The organism is Desulfocastanea catecholica, from assembly GCF_054657295.1.
Genome location: NZ_BAAHYZ010000016.1, coordinates 84,963 through 106,421, shown reverse-complemented (window position 1 = coordinate 106,421; position 21,459 = coordinate 84,963). Strand labels below are relative to the sequence as shown.

Here is a 21,459-nt window from a genome sequence, read left to right as displayed (position 1 = left end):
ATTACATCTTTTCCGTAAGTGCTCAGCTCAAGGCCTTCATGGACCGATGCTGTGGTATTCTTCACTGCCAGAGCTTCACGGGTCGATACGGCGTATCGATTGTCACGTCAGGTGGCGGCGACGAAAAGCCCATCGCGGATTATATGAACCATTTTCTCATCTCGACTGGTATCGTTCCGGTGGGATCGGTCTGGGCCACCATGGGCTTGATCACGGGCGATGAATTCCCTGAAGATATAAAGAAAAACGCTTTTGACCTGGGTTGCCGTCTTGTCGAAGCCTGGAAAATGAAAGCCGTTGACTCGGAGGTGAAAACAAAGATGGACGATTTTCACCAGCGGATGCGATCGTTAATGACCTGGCGGAAAGCGGAATGGCCTTTTGAATACAACTACTGGGTCACTCACCACGGCCTCTAGCGGATGGATCGAGCGAGTCTGTACCAACGATAGACGCTATCTTTTAGCAGCCACAAAAACGGAAGGACGGAACAAAGATCACCGTAACCTATGTTCGGCAGGAGAAAGTATTCCCTGGTTACATCGGAGTTCAACCGGGTGGGGTATTTGCGCATCAGCTCGATCTCACGATCAGCATGTGTCCATTTCATCTTTTTTGGAACTTCCAGAGGCGGCCCGATGGGGTGTAGGCGGGTATGCCACACCTGTAGATCCACTTGTCCACACTATAGTTGCTGCTCCCGAGGTATATGCCGATTTCGGATACTGATAACCAGCAATTTTCCGTTTCGTTGATTCTCATGCTCCATGGGCGTTATGTATTTCGACCATGTCGCCGGGTAGCAAGAAAAAGAGTGGAGAGGCACCTTTGCCCACTATAATATTTTCTCAATAAAATACAGAGTTAACGAGCTATATCAAAAGGATTTTTGCCAATTTGAGCCGATTGTTTTCTATCTAGCTTAATTACAGACACCGGTGTCCAGCCGAGTACGGTTGTCAATGCCGTGGTATCAGGTAAATCCAGGCTGCAATCGAGATGTGCAACACGCGAGTGCGAGAAAATAAAGAGAAAAGGAAATTGTCCATTGGTCGATTGCTCTTGATTTCTCGCTTGAATTCTCCTCGCTTGGCCTCGATCTTCACCTCGCAGGGGCCGTTCCAGAAGTCTTCCCGCAGTTCACCGCGCCACCAGCGCTTGCCATCCCGTGGGCGCATGTCATCATTGGCGAAGCATGTTGCTGGAAAAAAAAGGAGCGCCGCCGCAAGGAGGCAGAGATAGCCTGGAGATTTGTTCATGGTAAACCGGAATGGAGGCAGGTATCCATCGCAGCCACTCGGGCAATTTTGGGGGCCTAAAAAGTAATTGTATAGAAACCGTGAACTTTGCAATTTGTAGTGTTATACAAAAAGATCCTCTGTTTGGCAACCTGCACGAAGCCACAGTAGTTTCGTACCGCCACAAGATGAAGGTTTGGACTGCCAATACATAGGGATTGGGAGGTTCCTCTGGTTGAGATGTTTGGAGAATATTGATGGAGAAGACAGATCAACCACTTATTATTTTTGACGGTGTATGTAATCTTTGTGAGTATGCTGTAAAATTTATCGTCAAAAATGACCGTCAAGCGAGGTTTAAATTTGTATCTGCCCAATCGGATAGAGGGAAGGAACTTCAGCGCCTGCATGGTGTCGATACTTTGAAAGATGGCTCCGTTATCCTACTAAAAAATGACCAAGTGTATGTCAAGAGCGATGCTGCTGTAGAAATAGCGAAGGATCTCGAAGGCCTATGGAGATTCCTGCATGTTTTTAAATTTATCCCAAAGCCTGTCAGAGATCTAGTGTATTCAATAATTTCAAAAAACAGGTATCGGTGGTTTGGCAGGAAAAATCAGTGTCTGCTTCCTGAAAAAAATATAAAGGATAGATTTTTATGATTTATATAGAGGATATTGCAGATATGGTTGGTCTGCTGGCTGATTCGCAGGCAGGCTGGGTAACCGGGCAGAATATCCTGGTGAATGGTGCATTTGCGGCCTGATGGATTGTTTGATGAATGAAACAGAGAGGAAAAAGCAATGCATAAATTTTTCGGTTTGCTCTTGGTGATCTGGTCCTTCTCTTTTTTTAGGCGGTTGTGCCGGAATGATGCGATCCAGCCTGAATCCTCCGGATGTCAGCCTGCAGACATTCAAGGTGCTGCCGCAACAAGGTGTCGGCCCAAGATTTGAAATTGGACTCCACATTATAAATCCCAACCGCGAACCCCTCAATTTTTTTGGTATTTACTATACTGTCGATATCGAAGGGTATAAAGTCCTGTCAGGAGTTTCCAACAACCTTCCGACTGTCGAACCCTACGGTGAAGTTGATATCTACCTTGAAGCCGGTGTCGATCTGCTTAGCGGTATCAGACTTCTCAGTTCTCTCATGAATGATCCCAGAGACTCCTTCAAATATGGTTTTAAGGCGAAGTTGGATCCGCGTGGGTATTTACCTGATATTATCATCCAGGAGGAAGGCGAATTTGATTTGCGGGGTGGTTGATACGTCATCGCTTTCTTCGAACTTCCTAAAAAAGGCCCTTTTCAATGAAGCGCTATCCGATTCAATGCATCAAAACCTCAGCAAACAAATGTCATTAATCACCGAAATTTTGTAGCAGTATCCCGCAGCAGAAGATTATCATGCCTGCACATCGATGAAAATTTCCTCATATTCAGGCCAGCCATGATCAAAAGGTTACTCTTCCTGAACATTATGATCTTGATTTATAGCCAAACCATACCAGGTAAGAGCAGTTTTGCACTGAGTAAGGTCAAAGATTCCTCTCCAAGAAAGTTGCAGTTTATGGTGCATCTTGGTTAAGAGTGTCTTGTAAATAGCTATTTATAATTTGTCAAACCTTTGCTTGATATGCTTAAAAACAAGAATCATCACATACGGCTGTAAAAGCAAAATTTCCAGACAGAAAATCATTTTCAACATAAATGCTACTGTTGCGACAGATTTTTCGGCAGCATCACAACGGCCAGACATATAAAAGGACAGGGATGCTAACGGCCAGCACAAGAATTTCGAGAGGAAGGCCGATGCGCCAGTAATCACTAAATTTAAAACCACCGGGGCCAAGGATGAGAGTATTGTTTTGGTGACCAATGGGGGTAAGGAAGGCGCAGGACGACCCAATTGCTACGGCCATGAGAAATGCGTCGGCATTCAAGTCAAGCGCAGCAGCCGTACCAAGAGCGATGGGGCACATGACCGCCGCCGTGGCTGCATTGTTTATAAGGTCTGATAAAAACATTGAAATGATCAGTATAAGAGTGAGAGCTACAATGGAATGTCCCTGGGCAATATATTCCATTAAAAAACGGGCGATCAGAGCGGCGGTGCCGGATGTTTCCGCAGCAGTAGCTACCGGTAACAAGGCAGCGAGGAGGACTACCACAGACCAGTCAATGGCTTTGTAGACTGATAGCGGCGACACTGTACGAAAGGCCATCGAGGCAAGTACCCCGATGGCAAATGAGATCGCGGCAGGGAGAAGACCCAGAGCCGCGCCACCGACCGCGCCTGCCATAATACCGCCAGCCAGTAGAGCTTGCCCCTTATCGGGAATACGCAGCTCCCGCTCCGCCAGTGGCACACAGCCATTGTCTGTTGCGAATTCACTGATCGCCTCCCCAGGTCCCTGCATGAGAAGAAGATCACCCGGACGGATTTTTATCGTCCTCAAACGGAATCGTGATCGCGACCCTTCCCTCGAAATTGCAAGCATGTTAATCCCATATCTGGAACGAAGCGATATGTCGGTCGCGGAACGGCCAACGATCGCGCCTTCCGGACGAACTACCAATTCCATAAGCGCTACTTCGTCAGAAGGCTTCTCCTTCTCTTCCTGTTCTTCCTCTTCTTCCTGTTTTTTCTGATCTTCCGTCTCGTTCTCTTCTTGTAAAGTTACTTCCGATGTTTCATTTCCTGGAATTGCATCCGCACTCGGCGGTTTCGCCTCGGCCAATTTTAAGCCAAGACTGGAAAGAACCTGAGCAAGGGCATCGGCCTCGGCTTCAATGACGAGTATGTCACCACCAAGAACCTGACGCCAGGGAGGGGGTGCATTAATCCGAACTTCATTACGAATAAGTCCTATGATTTGAACGTCCACCTCTTCGAGGGCAGCCTCGATTTCACGTAGACGCATTCCGGCAGCGTTACTTTTCGGAGGGACAAGCGCTTCTGTCATATAGGCTCCAGTCTCAAATTCAAGGGTGCCCTGGCGCTTGCGAACCGGCACTAAACGCCAGCCGACAGTAATAATAAAAAGCAGGCCTACAAGAGCCACTGCAAGCCCCACTGGAGTAAAATCAAACATGCCGAATCCGCCTCGTCCCTGTTGAGCTCGAAATCCGGAAACAATAAGATTAGGTGGAGTACCTATCATGGTAGTCATTCCTCCCAGAATCGTGCCGAAGGCGAGTGGCATGAGCACCCGTCCTGGGGGAAGGTCTAATCGATCGGCCAGTTGCACGGCGACAGGCATCAGCAGCGCCATAGCACCAACATTATTCATGAACCCTGAAAGGAAAGCGCCAAGACCCACGAGAGCAGCAAGACTGAGCATGGGCCCTGCTTGGGCGGGCAAAACAAAACGGGTAAGAACATCAACTGCCCCTGAGGTTTGCAGTCCCCTGCTGAGCACAAGAACACATGCAACGGTAATGACGGCAGGATGACCAAAACCGGAAAACGCTTCGGCCGGTTCAACAAGCCCTCCTAATACGCAAGCGAGCAAAGCCCCCATCGCAACCATGTCATGCCGCCAGCGCCCCCAGAGAAACATGCCTAAAGTCAGGAAGAGGATAGCAAAAATTAAAAATTGCTCGTTCATTGCTTTGAATAGGCCACTTCGTCAAAGAATTTCTCTTGCAAAAAAATAAGAAAACAATCTGTAAGGCACTAAAATTTGGGGTTGAGTTTGGTCTGTATCCTAAAGTAATTCAAATTCAGTATCCCGCCACTGGAATCCTCTTTGAAAAAACCGATACTCGCAGAAGACAGAACCACCATGACAGAACCAATCTTATGTACCACCTTGGCCATTATGGGCGTTATCATTCCACTTGCTCCAGCCAGAACCGCGACCAGATTGAAAACAAGACTGAAAACAATATTAAGTTTAATGTTAAAGAGCATCCTGCGACCCAGCGATATTAAAAATGGCAGTTTGCCGGTGTCATCTCCCATCAGGGCGATATCGGCGGTTTCAAGGGCTACTTCGGTACCCTTGCCCCATGATAATCCCGATATCGGCAATAGCCAGAGCCGGTGCATCGTTTATACCGTTGTAAGCGGAGTGGCCCCTGGTCATTAATTTCATTAAGAAAGGATTGCAGGGACAAAGGGACACCGACTATTGGTGGGTGATAATCGGTCGCTTTCTTCATGCTTCCTAGGAGTGTGTCGAATTTAAACTCATGGCCCTTAGGTGAGGCTCAAAATCCGACACACTCCTAGGCAGGTCGCCGAGCATCAGTTGGGGATTCGTCTTCGTGATAGCAACCATCGTGGGTGGCGTGATTGCCGCCCTAGCAGGCGGCGAGTTCGCCAATGAATTGCTGCCGTCCATATGGGAGGCACGCTTCGGTGACAGCGTTGCGCTGCGTGCGGCCGTCGCCTTTCCCGGTGGCATGCTGATGGTATTTGGGGCGCGGCTGGCCGGAGGTTGCATCAGCAGCCACGGTATCAGCGGAACTCTTTAGCTCAACGTGGCATCGTGCATTATAGTGATTTGCATTTTCGTTGGTGGTGTCGCTGTGGCCCTGCCGCTCTTCAAACTGTGAGGAACTATGATTGACACTGGTAAAACAGTAAAGTCAAAAACGGTGAACCGCGCACCACTCGAAGCCGCGACTCCCAAGCTGATTGCCGGCGCGATTTTTGGTCTGGTGGTTGGCTTCCTCCTGCAAAAAGGGGGTGTCGGAAAATACAACGTGCTCCATCGGCCAACTGCTTCTTCAGGACTGGCCCGTCGTGAAGATAATGCTCACCGCAGTAGTCGTCGGCATGATCGGCGTATTCATGTTGCACCACCTCGCCAAGGTGAACCTGCACATTAAACCGACACACATCGGCGCGAACATCATTGGGGGGCTCCTTTTCGGCGTGGGCTTTGCACTGATGGGCAATTGTCCAGGCACTGCCGCCGTCGCACTGGTTCAGGGAAGTTGGGACGCGCTTTTCGGCTTGGCCGGACTTATTGCGGGCTCGTGGATGTTTGCCGAACTTTCGGCATGGACAAAACGAACGGTTGAGAGTTGGGGCGATTTCGGCAAAGTGATGCTCCCCGATTTGCTGAGCGTGCCACGCGGCTTGTTTGTAGTCTGCTTTGCAGCGGCTCTCACCGCTCTCCTTGTGGTGTTACAGTAATTCACTACCCGGTGACGACAAAAAGCGCTTGGCGCGAAGACCGCAAGATTTGAAATTGGCGCGCACGGTAAATTAATATTAGGGAGATGCAGTATGACGTCTGAAAATATGACGGATACCGGTAGAAGGCCCTTGGGAGCCGATTTACCGCATTGTCAAAGCCAAAATGTCACCTGTTCGATCAATGGGACAAATCGCCGATCTCGGTAAAGATTTTATATAGCAAAAAGATTTTATCCGCTTTGCCACCCCACAGCGCTGTGTTGCCATCGGCGAACATACGGTGTTTTCCGGAAGGGAAAAGGCCTTTGAACAAGGCACAATCAAAACTATGGATGCCTTGTCTGACTCAACCGGTTTTCTCGGGTACATGATTTTGAAACAAATCGGGATCTGCGCACTGGGCAGCCTTATGCTCGACCCGGTGTCAATGGCAGAAACCCTGCAGACACTCGGGGCCAACCCGCCGAGGAACCCGAAACCGCTATTTAAAACGCTGGATGCCATGCCAAGCCCGTCTGAATACCTTATTCACAGTGAGTGGGACGCGACGGAAATGGTTCAGTTGGGTTTCGCAAAAGTTCTGGTGAATCAAGCCATCAGAAAAATACACGATGATGGCGTTATTGCCCATCTTATCCGGGCACCCTACATCATGTTTTTTCAACCGATGATGGAAGAACCTGGCTGGAGGTTCTTTTTGTCATGATGAAAAGCAGGAATTCACTCACCTTCATTGAACTCAACGATAACCATGCCTATTGTGACCTACACCAGGAGATGTTCTGGCTGGGTGGTCAGGCGTCTATCGTCCCGCGGGAGGGTATGCCCGCATTGCCGCAATCGTAAAGAAGATTCGCACCGAGAACCAGGGCGCACGCTCTTTGGCGACTGCGGCGATACCCTCCAGGGTACCTATCCCGCCCAGAGTACGCAGGGACAGGCAATGGTTCCTGTTTTGAATTCATTGGGCCTCGATGCAATGACGGCCCCACTGGGAATTTGCTTATCTGGGCCGCCTGGATCTGGAAATTGAGGGGGGACGTGTCGCTGACTACCGACACCAACCGATTGAGGTAGAAGCCAATTTAGATCCCGATCCCGCAGAAGGTAACCTCATACGCCAAGCGCTCGCGCCTTACCAAGAAAAACTGTCAACGGTTGTGGGCAAAACGGCGACGGCCCTCAACCGAGGCACCACGCTGGAAACGATGATGGATAATTTCCTGTTGCAGGCGTTGCTGGAAAACACGGGCGCGCAATTGGCATTTTCGAATGGATGGCGCTATGGCGCACCGGTCATTCCGGGGGAGGTCACGCTCAATGACCTCTACAATATCATTCCGATGAACCCGCCGATCTCAACGGTCGAGCTGACGGGCGAGGAAATTGTCGCGATGCTGGAGGAAAATCTGCAGCGAGCGAAGCATAGAGGCATTAAAAACATACCTGGCCAGGAACCGCCCGTTGCATGCAGAACTTCGGGGAACGTTGGTCGCGGTATAAGGCAGTCGCACGATCGGTTAGTAAAACGATGGTTTTCCAAGGAAGATTCAAAAAACTGCTTTAATATGTAACAAAAGATGATGTTCGACGGGGGTAGCCTGTGGACTTGAAAAGCGGATATCCGTACTGGGCGGTCAAGAATGGCCTGATGTATGCCTTCCCGCAGCTTGATGCCGACCTGAGCTGCGATGTGGCGGTGGTGGGCGCCGGCATCACCGGCGCGCTGATCGCTGATGAATTGGCTGGACATGATCATGATGTCGTCGTGCTCGATCAGCGCGAGGTCTGCTGGGGCAGCACCTCGGCCAGCACCGCCTTGCTGCAGTATGAAATTGATACCCATGCGACAGATCTCGCTAAGCGCTACGACCAGGCCTCAGCGCTCCTGGCGTATCAATCCTGCCTGCGTGCGATCAGCGAGGTTGGCGCGGTAGCCCATGCGGTCGGCGATGTCGATTTCGCCAAGTGTGAGAGCCTGTACTACGCCAGCAATCGCGCTGATCATCCACACCTGGCCGACGAATTTGCCTGGCGGAAACAGCACGGCCTTCCGGTTCGCTGGCTGAGCCGCGCAGCACTCAAGGACGAGTACGGACTGACTGCCCCAGCCGCTATTCTCAGCTCGGTGGCCGCTCGGGTTGATCCCTACCGGCTCGCCTCACGACTGCTGCGCAGGATGCAGCAACAGGGCACGCGCGTGTTCGATCGCACGCAGGTGAAAACTATCACGGCGACGACGCGTTCGGTACAGCTCACCACCGACAGTGGCATGTTGATCAGGGCGAAGCACGCAGTGATCGCCAGCGGCTACGAAGCGCAATGCTGGTTGCGCCAGCGCGTTGCTCAGAATCGCAGCAGCTACGCCTACATCAGCGATCCCGTCGATCCTGCCGAGCTGGGTTGGTTGGCAAGCACGCTGCTGTGGGAGTCCTCGCGGCCGTATCTGTATCTGCGCAGTACCGGCGATGGACGGCTGTTGGTGGGTGGCGAAGACGACGACCGCGACATCCCGGCACGCCGGGATCGGTTGGTCGACCGCAAGGCAACGACTCTGCAGCGTAAGGTCGCCCGATTGTTTCCTCACCTACAGGCGCAACCGGCGTTCGCCTGGGCTGGCACATTTGCTGAAACCAGCGACGGGCTGCCACTGTTCGGTCACCATTCGCAGTACGGGCCGCGCGTTCTGTTCGCGCTGGCCTACGGTGGAAACGGCATCACTTACAGCATGCTCGGCGCTGGATTGTTACGCGCGCAGATCGAACGCCGCCCGCATCCATTGACAGCGCTGTTCTCCTTTGCCCGGCTGGGATTTCAATGACTGGGGACCGAAAATCTATGCTTTATGTTATCGGAATCACTGTGCTGGCCACCAGCCTGATGCTGGTGTTGTTGCAGAACTTCAAGAAACCCGAGAAGGTGTTGGAGCGTAAAGTCGAGCATCGCTACCCTGTCTCCGATCCGCAGTTTCGGCGCGAGATGTCCGTCCTGCTGGGCCCGGCGATTAAGCGTGGCAATAAGGTGACCGCGCTGCAGAACGGCAACGAGATTTTTCCGGCGATGCTGCTGGCCATTCGCTCGGCGCAGACGTCGATCACTTTCGAGACCTTCATTTACTGGTCAGGTGAAATTGGTGAAAAGTTCTCACAAGCGCTTTCTGAACGGGCCCGTGCTGGCGTAACGGTTAGCGTTATTATCGACTGGGTGGGCAGCACCAAGATGGAGCAGTCGCTGCTGGATTCCATGCAGGCTGCCGGTGTGCAGTTGCATCGGTATCGGCCGCTGCACTGGTACAACCTTGGCCGGATTAACAATCGCACCCATCGCAAGCTGCTGGTGGTCGATGGCCGCATCGGGTTCACCGGTGGGGTAGGCCGGATCAGTGGACTGGCGACGGTGGCGATCCGGAGCACTGGCGAGACACTCACTTCCGGATTGAAGGGCCCGTCGTGGCGCAGTTGCAAGCGGCCTTCAACGACAATTGGATCAAGACCACTGGCCGGGTGCTGAACGGCCCGAGCTACTTTCCGGTCATGAAGGAGGAAGGCGAGATGGACGCGCACGTCTTCGTTGCCTCGCCGTCCGGCGGGAGCGAGAGTATGCATCTGATGTATCTGCTAGCCATCGCGGCGGCCGAGGAGACTATCGACCTGGCGGCGTCCTACTTTGTGCCCGACAGGCTGTTGATCGAGGCCTTGATCGCTGCCCGTGGTCGCGACGTTCGCGTTCGCATCCTGTTACCTGGGCCGCACATCGATTCATTGACAGTCAAGATCGCCTCCAAGGCCGATTGGGGCGAGCTGCTGCATGCAGGTGCCGAGATCCACGTCTATCAGCCGACCATGCTGCACACCAAGCTGCTGATCATCGATGGCGAGTTTGTTTCGGTGGGTTCAACCAATTTCGACATGCGTTCGATTCGGCTCAATGACGAAGCGAGTCTGAATATCTACAGCAGCGAGTTCGCCACTCAGATGACGGTGGTGTTCGAGGACGATCTGCTGGCGGCTGAGTCGTACTCCCTTGCTCGCTGGAAGAGCCGTCCGTTGCGCGAAAAGTTCTCCGAAAAGATTCTGCTGCCAATCAGATCGCAGCTTTGATGAAAAAATCTCTCCAGGTGTCGGCCCTTTTGCGTTACCTACAGTTTCCCTTGCTGACACTGGCGCTTTTCACGTAATCTCTCTTGCGAATGCCGTGCCTGGTCAGCAAAAAGGAGAAAGAGGGTTTGCTGGAGGAAGAAAGATGGAATCAGTAATTATTTTCGGCGCCGGAATAGCCGGATTAAGTGCCGCACATGAGCTCAACCAGTTGGGATATGAGGTTTCGGTGTATGAAGCCCTGGAACAGCCGGGAGGTTTCTTTAGAAGCGCCCGCAGCAGTAACAACAATATGCCATCGGAATATTCCTGGCACGGCATGGGGCCATGGTATCATAATACCTTTGATCTCATGAAGAAGATTCCTTTGAACGACAGAGGGAACCTCTACGATCTCGCCCTTTCCCGGCCCATCGATTTCGGCATTTTTCCGGACGACACGCACCCCAGGTTTTATGACAAAGGTTGGCTGAGTATTCCCGGCATGTTCAGGATGAACAGATGGGAATTTGTCAAATGGTCGTATCTCATGCTCAAGACCTGGACAGCCAACAACCGCAGTACAGAAAAATACAGCCGCCTCAATGCAGCAGAGGCATGGCGTCCGCTCCTCAAGAGCACAGGCTATACCACCTGGCGCTCCTGTTTCGGACCGTGGATCGGCTCGGACTGGTCCAGGGTTTGTCTGCATACCACTGGTGATTTCTTTAGGAAGCAATTGACAACCAGGCCGAAGCATCACCACCGGACAGATGAGGATGGACCGGCATGGAGCCAAGGGGCGGGAGACGGCTGGCTGTTGCTCAAAGGACCCAGCAGTGAATACTGGTTCGATCCCTGGACTGCCTATCTCCAGAAAAAGGGCGTCGAGTTTCACTGGCGGGAGCCGTTGACAAAAATTGAATTTGACGGCAGAAAAATTATTTCCACCGTTTCAGGCGACGAGACAATTGTCGGCGATTTTTATATCCTGGCCCTTAATCCCTTTGCCACGGCGCAAATTTTAAGCAGGACTCCCGAATTGGAGCAGTTGGAGGTTCTCCGCATGTTTAAGCCCCTTATCCAGGATGGACCGCATACCCAGGTATCCTTCCGGGTGCCGTTTTCCGAGGAAATCCGTTTTCCCCGTGAAAGAGTTGCGGTGGTGGTGAGTGATTCAGAATTCAACCTGACCTTGTTCGCTGAGGAACAGGTGTGGATGAAGGAGGTAGATCTGGGGAAAAACGTCAAGTCGCTGTGGACCGGGACCTCCTGTATCAGCAGCGTTCCCGGCAGGATCTATCATAAACCCGTCAGTTCATGCACTAAAGAGGAGTTCCGGGAGGAGGTGAAGGCCCAGATATTGAGCTGCGGCGCACTTGACGGAATGATTCGGGAAGCGAATCAGGGAAAAGCGCTGCAGGATTTTTCGATGATGGAAATCGAGGTCTGGCATGAGTGGGAATTTTCCGCTGAGGGAATCAGGCCGTATCAACCAAAATGGGTAACCACTACCACTACCCAGCACTCTATGCCGCCCCAGATTACACCGCTTGCCAACCTGTTTCTCGCCGGTTCGCATACCCGGACCCAGGCCCATGTCTGGAGCATTGAGGGCGCCGTGGAAAGTGGCAGGAGAGCCGCCAAGGCCATTGACTCGCGAGTGGCGGTGATAGACCAATACATTCCCGGATGGGTCAGGGTAATTTCCAAAATTGATGATGTATTCTATGCGGTTAAAGCACCTCATGTTATTGATGTGACCATTTCCTTACTCCTTTTTCTGGGCTTGTGGTACGTGTTTTAAAACCTTAAGACTGCCAAAACGTTCGGTTCCAACCTTTCTGGATTTATTGTTCGGTGCCATGCTGACAGACCCAGCACGGTTTCATCACTGAGGCCTGGTTGGCGATCACACCGCGATGCCATTGGACCAGTTACTTTAAATCGATCGACAAAGGCCGCTGGGCTTCTGCGCTGCGAAACATTCAGGCAGAATTTTTTGTGAAAAACACGACGGAGACCTCTACGTCGGTGAAAAATACAGTTCTTCAGGGTTGATGAAAGGAATGATCAGCAGATAGACTCTTTAAAGAAAATCGCGGAATTGGATTTTGAGATACTTTTCTGTTCGTTCGCATCTCCCCAATATAAAAGACGGCAGCACCCGCATAAAACGACAACTCGATTATCCTGTAAGCTTTAACCAGCAGGTCCTTGAATGAGCTTTTGGGACAACGACTTCGGGAGGGAAACGACCGCCAAAAAACAACCCAGGCCATGCAGGCAAAACTCATGGCGATGTTTGGTGAAACAGTCTGACAAAAGGATATAGAATTAATCTTTTTCCTGAACCTCCTTTTCCGTCCGGTCTGGTTCACTGTTGGACGACAACCCGCCGAGAGACTGACCGCTTCTATTTGCGTTCGTCGAACTTTGCCCAGTTCGCATCAGCTTTTCTGATGTTGCCGGGAATGTCCCTGCTCCATTTTTCATAGGCCGCCACGCTGCAGTTCAAATACAGTTTGCCGTCAACGATCTTCCATACTTCCGGATCGGTTTCGGCTTTCCGTGCCTCCGTCATCGCCCAGGCACAGTACCCATCGTACTGCGGAGCAAACTTTTCGGGATTTTCCTGAAAGAGTTGCCTGTGTTCTTCGTTCTGAAAATGCCATGTCAGGTTGTGCCACCTGAAGGAATGCGATGGAGCACCTTTTTTGGCTGCGCCGGCCTTGAAGTAGGCGACGGGATCATATCCACGTATGGCTATGTCCTTACTTCCTGCCTCACCGGCGGCCGTGCCATCCGCGGCAAATCCGTCCGACAGCAGCAAGACGACGAGAAAACTCACGAGCAATCCGATTAAATGAGATGATTTCATTTCCGGCCCTCCCGATGTATTCTTTGCTGGACTTGGGAAAAAATGTCCATGGAAACTGGTCTACCGAACAAGGTAATGGTCTGACAGGGAGTGTCAAGGGCCCGGCATTCCCCATATTCCACTCGAATATTGCCGCCGTTTATGGTCCGGCGGCAAATTTAAGCCGGTACTTTCAGGTGAAATGATTACCATTCAGGAAAAGCCACGATAATTTCACAAGGAGACGACCTTGTTTCTGCCCATCGGCGACAGCCCCAACCCTGAACGCTTCACGCCGTATGTGACCTGGGGAATCATAGCCATCAATATCGCCATTTTTGTTTTCATCAACATTCCGCTCAGTAGCCGGCCGGTGGATGTATCCACTCCGCTGCTGGCCGAATACGTAAAAATGCTGATGGAACAGGGCATTCCTGAAACCCATTTGCGGGTGGTGCTCTCCCGGCTCTCGCTCAATGATCTGCTGCTTTTTCACTACGGCTTCAAACCTGCCGCACCCAACGTGGTCAGCATGTTTGCCTCGCTGTTTCTCCATGGCAGCTTTTTGCACCTGCTGGGCAATATGCTGTTTCTCTATATCTATGGGGATAACGCCGAACATCAGCTGGGCAGGATGAAGTTTCTCCTCCTGTATATGGCGGCGGGAGTGATCGCCACCTTGAGCTTTGCCGTTTTCGCCGGTGATTCGCTTACCCCATTGGTCGGGGCCTCGGGGGCTATCTCGGGAGTACTTGGTTATTATTTCCTCATGTTTCCCAAAAACCAGGTTAAAATGTTTATCCTGCTGTTTCCCATTTTTGTGAATGTGGTCAGAATACCGGCCCGAATAGTGCTCGGCATCTACGTTGTGGTCGACAATCTGCTGCCTGTTCTGGCCCAGGCGAGCGGCAATGTCGCCCATGGCGCCCATCTGGGAGGATTCTTTGCCGGACTGGCTGTTGCCGCGCTTGGTGAGTCCGGTTGGCACATGGCATTTCTGCAAAACTTCGTTGCCATGGGGCGTTTTTTGGGCATTAAGCCCGAGCGCAGGTTACCGCAGGCGCTCACCTTTCGGGAGAAGATGGAAAACGCCATCGCTTCGACTGATGGTAGGCAGCTTGTGTCGCTTGCCGCTGATGCCGGGATGCGGGATTTTCAAACGCTTGAGGCGGAAACAACCCTTGAAGCGGCGCGAATTCTCAAACAGCGTGGTTTTCTCGAGCCGGCCAACCGCATGGTCAAGCTCACCCTGGCGACCCACCGGAAATCACCGTTGCTGCCGGAATTATATTATCAGCTTGGCCAGATCCGTTTGCAGCAGGGGTTTGTCACCGCAGCTTACCAGCATCTGCTTACGGCGCTGGATCTGCATCCGCAACCAGATACCGAGAAAAAGATCCGTCAGCTGCTGCAAACTATTCGGATATAATTCAGCTTGGCATAAAGCCAAGAACAAAAATCGGTCGTAAGATGTCAGTTTTTCCGGAAGCCAGCCAGGGATTTCTGCAGGCAATCCCGAGAAAACCAGCGTTTGATACCATATCAGCCGAATACCAGGAGAGTACATGCCGCACCATGACTTTACTGACGATTTCAATTGGAGTACCTGATCTCGAAGCATAAGTCGCTCTGCCGCTATAAATTCCCACGGAAGTGTATTCATGGCAGATGGTGCTCTGCAGGCTGTTTCAATGATTTCCCGGAGAATCGTCTACCAAACTCCCCTCGCTTTTTAAGACCTGGCAACCGCGCGTTTGTGAAATGCATTTTTTGCAAAAAACCACTGCCATCCGCTGACAAGGGCTATGCCCGCAAGCACTAATGCCGCTCCCAGGATAAATTTTGGCTCCACGGACTCACCTAGCAGCACTACCCCGAAAACGATGCCGAAAACCGGCGTAAGGAAAGAAAGAGCACCCAATTGGGAAGCAGGATAGACCGTGAGCAGCCAGAACCAGAGCAGCATACCGACCACGCAGACGAGCAGAATTTGGAAAACCAGACTGGCCCAGACAACAGTAGTCATGGAAAAATTGAATCGGCCGGTAAGCGCCGCTCCGGGCAGCAAAATGCAGAAACAGGTAAGAAGTTGTATGAATGCTGTTTGGGGAGCCGGAGTTTTAGATAGTTTTGTCCGAATAACTACGGTGGTGGCTCCCCACGATATGCCTGCCAGCAATCCCAGCAGATCGCCAAAAAGCATTGAGCCGAACGAGATCGTAAGAGGAGCGCCATTATCATAAAATGCTATGGCAACACCGCAAAAAGCCAGGGCCATGCCGCCCCATTGCATCGGGTGCAGACGCTCTTCCGGTAGGAGAAAATGCAGGCCGAGCGCGGCGAAAGCAGGAGCTGTGTAGAGCATGGTGACCATATGCGAGGCATTGGTAAACCGCAATCCCTCCGCAACAAAAAGGTATTCCAGAGTAAACAAAATCCCCGCAACAAGCCCCGGAAGCCATTTTCCGTTCCTGGGCAGAAGCGGCAGTTTTTTCATTCGCAGATATACACCGATGATAAGAGCGGCCATTCCGGACCGTAGCGCTATCTGCAGAACGGGAGCCATATCGAGCGCTGCCGCCTTGATAGCTATCTGCTGCATCCCTAAAATGGCGCAGAAAAAAATCATGAGGCCTACGGCCTTTCCATCCAATGCTTTTCGAATACTCATTCCCTGTACCTCCGTATGAGATAACTTTACTGAAGTCAGAAAGCATCTGCTTTTATCGCAATGTTTAAAAAACTGACAGGATCAACTCCAGCCAGTTACCGCAAAAGATTATGATGAAATATTCCAGTCTTATTTGAAATACAGAATTGTATTTCTATTGCATCAGATTTACAGTGGCAAGCCTAAGCACAATTGTGCACAAGGCGTTTGAGACTATTTCTGAAACCTGTTATTCTTTGGAATAGGACTCTTTTAGAAAATCCGAATAAATCAATTACTTTTCATTATTTGGATGTCTTCAGCAAGGGGCCAAAATTCCGAGTGAACGAAGAAGCTTACTAATCATCCCGCCTCTCTCCAGGAGATGGGGAAATATCTGTCGCATTGAACTATTTCCGAGGCGATGGGGTGATACGTTGGCGGGACAAGTGATAAAATGTTCTTAGTTACCTCACGCGAAAGGTGACTCGATGAAAGATGACATGATGTATTCGGCAAAGCAAACCTTGTCACGACGGGAATTCCTCTGCACGACGTGTCTGGTCTCCACGGGCGTGTTCTTGCCGTCGTTACGTTCGTTATGGGCAGCCCAACCAGCCACAAAGAATGCCGGCGAGTTTGGTGAACTCAACGCGACCGATACTGGCGGCATCGATCTCTATCTGGAGCACAAAGACCTGCTGGTCGGCGGCAAGCCCGGCCGCGCGATTGCGATCAATGGTTCCATCCCTGGGCCGGTCATACGGATGCAGGAGGGCAAAGAGGCGCTGATCCGCGTCCACAATCGGCTGGAGGAATCGACCTCGATTCACTGGCACGGCATATTGCTGCCCTTTAACATGGATGGCGTCCCAGGCATCAGCTTCCCCGGCATTGCAGCGGGTGAGACCTTTACCTACCGCTACCCCATCCGGCAGAACGGCACGTATTGGTATCACAGCCACACGGGTTTGCAGGAACAGCTCGGACATTACGGCCAACTCATTCTCGAGCCGGCCGAACCGGACCCAGTGGGATACGACGTCGAGCATTCGATCGTTCTGTCCGACTGGACATTCGAGAAACCGCACCGTGTACTGTGGAAGCTGAAGACCATGGAAGGCTATTACAACTTCCAGCGCCCGACGCTGGCGAATATCGACGATCAGATGAAGGCGACCGGTATGTCGCTGAGCGAGGTGCTTGAGAAACGACTGGCGTGGGACCGGATGCGGATGGACCCGACCGATATCGCCGACATTACCGGAGCAACCTATACCTACCTGATGAACGGCAAGGCAGCCCACGAGAACCCTACGTTCATCGCCAAGCCTGGCCAGCGGGTGCGCCTGCGCATCGTCAACGCCTCGACGATGACTTTCTACGATGTCCGCATCCCGGGCCTGCCGATGACTGTAGTACAGGCAGATGGTCAGAACATCAAGCCGGTGGAGACCGACGAGTTTCGGATCGGAGTGGCCGAAACATATGACGTGATCGTGACGCTACCGGACGCACAGGCGTACACCCTGTTCGCCGAGACCATGGACCGCAGCGGTTATGCACGCGGCACACTGGCCGTAAGACAAGGAATGTCGGCGGATCTGCCCGAACAGCGTCGCCGGCCCATGCTCACCATGGCCGACATGGGCATGATGATGCACGGCGAGATGAAGGGTATGGACGGTGAGGACCATGAGGGCATGCATCACGATATGCCGCATCAATCTTCCGGCGACGGACATGGAAAAGAATTACCGACGACCAACCTTGTCCAGCGCATCAAGCACGGCCCTGACCAGCACGGCCCGGCCAGCATCACCATGGCTCAAACACCATATCGCCGGCTCGATTATCCTGGGGCGGGACTTGGCGAAGACGGCTGGCGCGTGCTGACCTACAGCCAGTTGCGTGCGCTAAAAGAGCCCTATGATCGGCGGCCGCCCACGCGTCAATTCGACCTGCATCTGACCGGCAACATGCACAAGTACATCTGGGGTTTCGACGGCAAGAAGTGGTCACAGTCGGACATGATCCGCTTCCAGTACGGCGAGCGTCTGCGGATCAACATGATCAACGACACCATGATGAGCCACCCGATCCACCTGCACGGCATGTGGATGGACCTCTACACGGGGGCCGAGAATTACGGCGACAACCCCCGCAAACACACGGTGATTGTCCAGCCGGCGGAGTTGCTCACCGTAGACATCAGCGCCGACGCACCGGGACAGTGGGCGTTCCATTGCCACCTGCTTTATCACATGGAAGCCGGTATGTTCCGCACGGTCGCCGTCGTCCGCTCGCTGGAAGGAGGTCCGATCAATGTCAAGTCGTAATCCCCACCCTCGGAATGTGGTCGTCTTCGTGATGTTGCTGACGTTTGCCGGCCCGGCATGGGCTCAGAACGAGTCAGACATGCCGAGGCACGGCGAATCGGCCGCGCAGCATGATGAATCCGCGCCCCGGACGCCGGAGATAGAACCAGCCATCCCCGCAGGCATGACACTGGAGGAACTGTTTGACTTCGCCGAGTCATCGCCGCCCGGCGACTTCCCTGAACCATTAGCCGATGACAAGGTCTACGTCTTCACGCTGTTCGAGAAGCTGGAGTATCGCGTGGCCACCGACAACGAGACAGCCGATCAGCTCGGCTGGGAGGCCCAGGGCTGGATCGGCGGCGACTTCAACAAGTTCTGTTGGAAAAACGAGGGCGAGACGCTCTTCGACGGTCCGGATGAGGGGGAAACGGAAACCGACCTGCTCTATTCCCGCCTGATCAGGCCGTTCTGGGACTTTCAGGTCGGCGTGCAATACGCCAACGACTGGCACAGAGATGCCTACGAAGACCGGTGGTCCGGCGTGATCGCGATGCAGGGCCTGGCTCCCTACAAGTTCGAGCTTGATAACTCACTCTATATCTCCGAGGACGGTGACGTAACCATCGCGATCGAAGCCGAGTACGACCTTCGCATCACCCAGCGCCTGGTGTTTCAGCCGCGGGCCGAAATGGGATTTGCCTTTCAGGATATTCCCGAACGAAACCTTGGCGCGGGCATGACCGACGTCAAGCTTGACCTGCGCCTGCGTTATGAGATCAAGCGCGAGGTTGCTCCCTATATCGGCATTCGCTCCCAGTTCCTTGTTGGAGAAACCGACAACATCGCCGAGGCCAGGGGAGAGGATGCCGAACAGTTCTTTCTCCTGGCAGGCCTTCGTTTGGCCTTTTAGCGTTCATTGGCGCTCCTCAGATATGAAGCGCATGTTCGACGCATAACGGACGGACCGACGTTCAGGACCGAGAGGGTTTGGGGCTGCCCGTCATGTTGCCCTTGCGCTTCCGAGATGCACGCCTGCGAAGACGCACCCTCAACCGCGGTGCGCCGCCTCGATTGCAGCGATGTCGATCTTTTTCATCTGCATCATTGCATCGAAGGCACGCTTGGCGGCGGCGCGATCGGGATCGGTTACCGCTTTTGTCAAGGCCAGCGGCGTAATCTGCCAGGACAGGCCCCATTTGTCCTTGCACCAGCCGCACGCACTCTCTTCGCCGCCGTTGTCGACGATCGCGTTCCAGTAACGATCCGTTTCTGCCTGGTCAGTGGTAGCGACCTGAAACGAAAATGCTTCGCTGTGCTTGAATATGGGTCCGCCATTGAGCCCGAGACAGGGAATGCCCATCACGGTAAACTCGACCGTCAACACATCCCCTTGCTTCCCGGACGGAAAATCTCCCGGTGCGCGGTGTACCGCGCCAACGGATGAATAGGGGAAAATCTTGGCGTAAAAACGCGCCGCCTCCTCGGCGTCGCCATCGTACCAGAGGCAAATCGTGTTCTTTGCTTGCTTCATCATGTCACTTCTCCATGGTCATGAGCCCACCTGAAACCGGAGTCAACGTTGTGTTCGCAGTCGAAGGCATTGGCTCGAACAACATCTCAATGTGCGGCTAGATCGTTACCATTCCGGCGCTGCTTCACTGCGCTTCGCCCAGGCGGAATAATTAAGAGCGTTGGGCATATCAGCCTTACGTTTCATTAAACCTCTGCATCCCCTCCATCATCAATACCATGAACTCTCCAAGTGGCGGCGACTTTTCCAATTCCTTTGGAATGCCCCTCGTGTAACTGAAGTTGCCGTTTTTTTCACCCAGCAGGGTATACACTGCTTCCTTTTGACGATGCTTCTGAAAACGGGCAAAGACGATTTCCCCCTCCTTAAAAAAGATCACCGCTCTACCTTCTTTCAGTGACAGATGAACCGCCCCGGTTTTCCGTGCGGCATTGATCATATACAAAAGATCTGCAGGGTTTATGTCGGCTAATTTTCCGGTCATGCCGGAGGTAATATTTCCTGACCGCAAGGCTATTGTCTGCGCCCTGTCGACCAACATCTTTAAGAGAAAAAGCTGCAGTATCTGATACCTTTTCATGACATTCCGGAAATTCTTCACACTGAGCATAGCCACCTCGGTGTCTTCGGCAGTATGTATAGAATTGGACACCGGTTCACCGGAAAGAAGACTCATTTCGCCGAATATCTCTCCTGCTTTAACCTCGGCAACCTTTGAGCCATGGTCATTAATGACCGTTACCATTCCCTTCAAGATAATATACAGATCATTGCCTGGCGCTCCCTTCTTCACAACTCTCTTATCTTTGGGGATCGTGTTAAACTCAAGCAGCAGTGTCAGGTCAATTAAAGAGTGATCATCAAGAGGTTTAAAGATATCGAGCTGCCGGAGTTCCCCGAAATGTTGTTCAATAAGCTTCTGCCGACGCCGATCTCTTGCCACCTGGAGCATTTTCATCTGCAGCGTCGCAAAATCCTTGCCCTTTTTGTACTCAAAGTGAATCATGCCCTCACAGCCGCCGCAGTCAAATTGAGACTTTTGCCCACCACTTTGGGGAAGCCCACCGATAGTATGTTTTACAGTGACGATGTTGGCAATTTTCTGGGCCAGATGGAGGCAGCTTGGTTTATAGGATGGTATCAGCAGGTTGAAATTTTGCACCTTCAGCTCTTCACCTGCATTGTAAATGGGACAGGAACGCTCCTCGGTGATGAGAAAAACTGCATCACGGTATTTTTCCTCTGGCTTGTTCAAAAATTACCCTCCAATACTGCCCGGACCCAGCGACAACAGGAAAATTTTTCGGACATTTCTTTTTTTTTTCGATGACGGAGAAGTTCTCTCTCCAACTGTTGCTCACCAAGGCCAGAGCCCTGCTTTGACGAATGGGACCGGAATTGTTCCAACCAACAATCGTTACGATTATACGCCCTAATTGGAAATAATGTAAACAGGGGACGGCAACTTTTTCACCCAGTTTGATAAAAAAAATTTATATTGAGCGGTGATATAGATTATCAATTCTGGTTGACATCTCTTGTCGGTTATAGATATATAATTCCTATAACTGTCTATGTATGGATAGGGATCACCTATCCTGTTTTCATAAACTTCCGCACAAGGAG

20 protein-coding genes and 4 pseudogenes are annotated in these 21,459 nt (G+C 52.1%); 16 read left to right on the top strand and 8 right to left on the bottom strand.

Annotated features, from left to right (window positions below; genetic code table 11):
- The coding region (locus tag ACYQ8U_RS15270; RefSeq protein WP_459946415.1) for a flavodoxin family protein at positions 1-419 on the top strand (419 nt) is incomplete at its 5' end.
- Here the strand turns inward: ACYQ8U_RS15270 and ACYQ8U_RS15265 are convergent.
- A complete protein-coding gene (locus tag ACYQ8U_RS15265) occupies positions 416-610 on the bottom strand; it encodes a hypothetical protein (RefSeq protein WP_459946414.1) in 195 nt (64 codons plus the stop codon). The genes ACYQ8U_RS15270 and ACYQ8U_RS15265 overlap by 4 nt on opposite strands.
- A gap of 349 nt (positions 611-959) precedes the next feature.
- Positions 960-1,259: a hypothetical protein gene (locus ACYQ8U_RS15260; RefSeq protein WP_459946413.1), complete on the bottom strand. Its 300-nt coding sequence runs from the start codon at positions 1,257-1,259 to the stop codon at positions 960-962.
- Positions 1,260-1,495: 236 nt separating this feature from the next.
- Between ACYQ8U_RS15260 and ACYQ8U_RS15255 the strand changes: the two genes are divergently transcribed.
- Both ACYQ8U_RS15255 and ACYQ8U_RS15250 read left to right on the top strand, forming a co-directional pair.
- Complete coding sequence (locus tag ACYQ8U_RS15255) at positions 1,496-1,900, top strand: thiol-disulfide oxidoreductase DCC family protein (protein ID WP_459946412.1); 405 nt, start codon at positions 1,496-1,498, stop codon at positions 1,898-1,900.
- Positions 1,901-2,108: 208 nt separating this feature from the next.
- The gene (locus ACYQ8U_RS15250) at positions 2,109-2,510 is read left to right on the top strand and encodes an LEA/WHy family protein (RefSeq protein ID WP_459946411.1); all 402 of its coding nucleotides are present in this window, start codon (positions 2,109-2,111) and stop codon (positions 2,508-2,510) included.
- A 475-nt stretch (positions 2,511-2,985) separates the two neighbouring features.
- Here the strand turns inward: ACYQ8U_RS15250 and ACYQ8U_RS15245 are convergent, their stop codons facing one another.
- Positions 2,986-4,854, bottom strand: coding sequence for an SLC13 family permease (locus ACYQ8U_RS15245; protein WP_459946410.1), 1,869 nt, complete (start codon positions 4,852-4,854; stop codon positions 2,986-2,988).
- Between the two features lie 68 nt (positions 4,855-4,922).
- Complete coding sequence (locus tag ACYQ8U_RS15240) at positions 4,923-5,297, bottom strand: hypothetical protein (protein ID WP_459946409.1); 375 nt, start codon at positions 5,295-5,297, stop codon at positions 4,923-4,925.
- A 191-nt stretch (positions 5,298-5,488) separates the two neighbouring features.
- Here ACYQ8U_RS15240 and ACYQ8U_RS15235 point away from each other — a divergent pair.
- From ACYQ8U_RS15235 to ACYQ8U_RS15190, 10 genes and pseudogenes are all read left to right on the top strand, one after another.
- Positions 5,489-5,725, top strand: a pseudogene (locus tag ACYQ8U_RS15235) (YeeE/YedE thiosulfate transporter family protein); the annotation flags it as partial.
- An 87-nt stretch (positions 5,726-5,812) separates the two neighbouring features.
- Entirely contained in the window at positions 5,813-6,082 is a 270-nt protein-coding gene (locus ACYQ8U_RS15230) for a hypothetical protein (RefSeq protein WP_459946408.1), read from the top strand.
- Positions 6,030-6,392, top strand: a complete 363-nt coding sequence (locus ACYQ8U_RS15225) for a DUF6691 family protein (RefSeq protein WP_459946407.1) — start codon at positions 6,030-6,032, stop codon at positions 6,390-6,392. The genes ACYQ8U_RS15230 and ACYQ8U_RS15225 overlap by 53 nt, the downstream gene beginning before the upstream one ends.
- Before the next feature lie 115 nt (positions 6,393-6,507).
- A pseudogene (locus ACYQ8U_RS15220) lies at positions 6,508-7,101 on the top strand (sulfur oxygenase reductase family protein).
- A complete protein-coding gene (locus ACYQ8U_RS15215) occupies positions 7,098-7,241 on the top strand; it encodes a hypothetical protein (RefSeq protein ID WP_459946406.1) in 144 nt (47 codons plus the stop codon). The pseudogene ACYQ8U_RS15220 and the gene ACYQ8U_RS15215 overlap by 4 nt, the downstream one beginning before the upstream one ends.
- 314 nt (positions 7,242-7,555) lie before the next feature.
- The gene (locus ACYQ8U_RS15210) at positions 7,556-7,969 is read left to right on the top strand and encodes a 5'-nucleotidase C-terminal domain-containing protein (RefSeq protein WP_459946405.1); all 414 of its coding nucleotides are present in this window, start codon (positions 7,556-7,558) and stop codon (positions 7,967-7,969) included.
- Between the two features lie 29 nt (positions 7,970-7,998).
- The gene (locus tag ACYQ8U_RS15205; RefSeq protein WP_459946404.1) at positions 7,999-9,216 is read left to right on the top strand and encodes an NAD(P)/FAD-dependent oxidoreductase; all 1,218 of its coding nucleotides are present in this window, start codon (positions 7,999-8,001) and stop codon (positions 9,214-9,216) included.
- Between the two features lie 17 nt (positions 9,217-9,233).
- Positions 9,234-10,495, top strand: a pseudogene (locus tag ACYQ8U_RS15200) (phospholipase D-like domain-containing protein).
- A 142-nt stretch (positions 10,496-10,637) separates the two neighbouring features.
- Positions 10,638-12,278 (top strand): FAD-dependent oxidoreductase, encoded by a 1,641-nt coding sequence (locus ACYQ8U_RS15195; RefSeq protein WP_459946403.1) that lies wholly within the window; start codon positions 10,638-10,640, stop codon positions 12,276-12,278.
- Positions 12,274-12,463, top strand: a pseudogene (locus ACYQ8U_RS15190) (IS701 family transposase); the annotation flags it as partial. The gene ACYQ8U_RS15195 and the pseudogene ACYQ8U_RS15190, both read left to right, overlap by 5 nt.
- Positions 12,464-12,887: 424 nt before the next feature.
- On the opposite strand, the gene ACYQ8U_RS15185 reads toward ACYQ8U_RS15190, so the two are convergent.
- On the bottom strand, positions 12,888-13,352 hold the full coding sequence (locus ACYQ8U_RS15185; RefSeq protein ID WP_459946402.1) for a YHS domain-containing (seleno)protein: 465 nt from the start codon (positions 13,350-13,352) through the stop codon (positions 12,888-12,890).
- A 229-nt stretch (positions 13,353-13,581) separates the two neighbouring features.
- Between ACYQ8U_RS15185 and ACYQ8U_RS15180 the strand changes: the two genes are divergently transcribed.
- Positions 13,582-14,760 carry a rhomboid family intramembrane serine protease gene (locus ACYQ8U_RS15180; protein WP_459946401.1) on the top strand — a complete coding sequence of 393 codons (1,179 nt, stop codon included), beginning with the start codon at positions 13,582-13,584 and terminating at the stop codon, positions 14,758-14,760.
- 303 nt (positions 14,761-15,063) lie between these two features.
- On the opposite strand, the gene ACYQ8U_RS15175 is transcribed toward ACYQ8U_RS15180, so the two are convergent.
- On the bottom strand, positions 15,064-16,002 hold the full coding sequence (locus ACYQ8U_RS15175; protein WP_459946400.1) for a DMT family transporter: 939 nt from the start codon (positions 16,000-16,002) through the stop codon (positions 15,064-15,066).
- Positions 16,003-16,472: 470 nt separating this feature from the next.
- Between ACYQ8U_RS15175 and ACYQ8U_RS15170 the strand changes: the two genes are divergently transcribed.
- Positions 16,473-18,320 (top strand): copper resistance system multicopper oxidase, encoded by a 1,848-nt coding sequence (locus tag ACYQ8U_RS15170; protein WP_459946399.1) that lies wholly within the window; start codon positions 16,473-16,475, stop codon positions 18,318-18,320.
- Positions 18,307-19,212: a copper resistance protein B gene (locus ACYQ8U_RS15165; RefSeq protein ID WP_459946398.1), complete on the top strand. Its 906-nt coding sequence runs from the start codon at positions 18,307-18,309 to the stop codon at positions 19,210-19,212. Before ACYQ8U_RS15170 ends, ACYQ8U_RS15165 begins: the two co-directional genes overlap by 14 nt.
- A 138-nt stretch (positions 19,213-19,350) precedes the next feature.
- Here ACYQ8U_RS15165 and ACYQ8U_RS15160 read toward each other — a convergent pair whose 3' ends face one another.
- Both ACYQ8U_RS15160 and ACYQ8U_RS15155 read right to left on the bottom strand, forming a co-directional pair.
- The gene (locus ACYQ8U_RS15160; RefSeq protein WP_459946397.1) at positions 19,351-19,836 is read right to left on the bottom strand and encodes a VOC family protein; all 486 of its coding nucleotides are present in this window, start codon (positions 19,834-19,836) and stop codon (positions 19,351-19,353) included.
- 172 nt (positions 19,837-20,008) lie between these two features.
- On the bottom strand, positions 20,009-21,088 hold the full coding sequence (locus ACYQ8U_RS15155; protein WP_459946396.1) for a cyclic nucleotide-binding domain-containing protein: 1,080 nt from the start codon (positions 21,086-21,088) through the stop codon (positions 20,009-20,011).
- Positions 21,089-21,459: the final 371 nt, after the last annotated feature.

Coding starts and splice junctions, on each gene's coding strand:
- ACYQ8U_RS15265 (WP_459946414.1), bottom strand. CDS start 610: ATGAAATGGACACATGCTGATCGTGAGATCGAGCTGATGCGCAAATAC.
- ACYQ8U_RS15260 (WP_459946413.1), bottom strand. CDS start 1,259: ATGAACAAATCTCCAGGCTATCTCTGCCTCCTTGCGGCGGCGCTCCTT.
- ACYQ8U_RS15255 (WP_459946412.1), top strand. CDS start 1,496: ATGGAGAAGACAGATCAACCACTTATTATTTTTGACGGTGTATGTAAT.
- ACYQ8U_RS15250 (WP_459946411.1), top strand. CDS start 2,109: ATGATGCGATCCAGCCTGAATCCTCCGGATGTCAGCCTGCAGACATTC.
- ACYQ8U_RS15245 (WP_459946410.1), bottom strand. CDS start 4,854: ATGAACGAGCAATTTTTAATTTTTGCTATCCTCTTCCTGACTTTAGGC.
- ACYQ8U_RS15240 (WP_459946409.1), bottom strand. CDS start 5,297: ATGCACCGGCTCTGGCTATTGCCGATATCGGGATTATCATGGGGCAAG.
- ACYQ8U_RS15230 (WP_459946408.1), top strand. CDS start 5,813: ATGATTGACACTGGTAAAACAGTAAAGTCAAAAACGGTGAACCGCGCA.
- ACYQ8U_RS15225 (WP_459946407.1), top strand. CDS start 6,030: ATGATCGGCGTATTCATGTTGCACCACCTCGCCAAGGTGAACCTGCAC.
- ACYQ8U_RS15215 (WP_459946406.1), top strand. CDS start 7,098: ATGATGAAAAGCAGGAATTCACTCACCTTCATTGAACTCAACGATAAC.
- ACYQ8U_RS15195 (WP_459946403.1), top strand. CDS start 10,638: ATGGAATCAGTAATTATTTTCGGCGCCGGAATAGCCGGATTAAGTGCC.
- ACYQ8U_RS15185 (WP_459946402.1), bottom strand. CDS start 13,352: ATGAAATCATCTCATTTAATCGGATTGCTCGTGAGTTTTCTCGTCGTC.
- ACYQ8U_RS15175 (WP_459946400.1), bottom strand. CDS start 16,002: ATGAGTATTCGAAAAGCATTGGATGGAAAGGCCGTAGGCCTCATGATT.
- ACYQ8U_RS15170 (WP_459946399.1), top strand. CDS start 16,473: ATGAAAGATGACATGATGTATTCGGCAAAGCAAACCTTGTCACGACGG.
- ACYQ8U_RS15165 (WP_459946398.1), top strand. CDS start 18,307: ATGTCAAGTCGTAATCCCCACCCTCGGAATGTGGTCGTCTTCGTGATG.
- ACYQ8U_RS15160 (WP_459946397.1), bottom strand. CDS start 19,836: ATGATGAAGCAAGCAAAGAACACGATTTGCCTCTGGTACGATGGCGAC.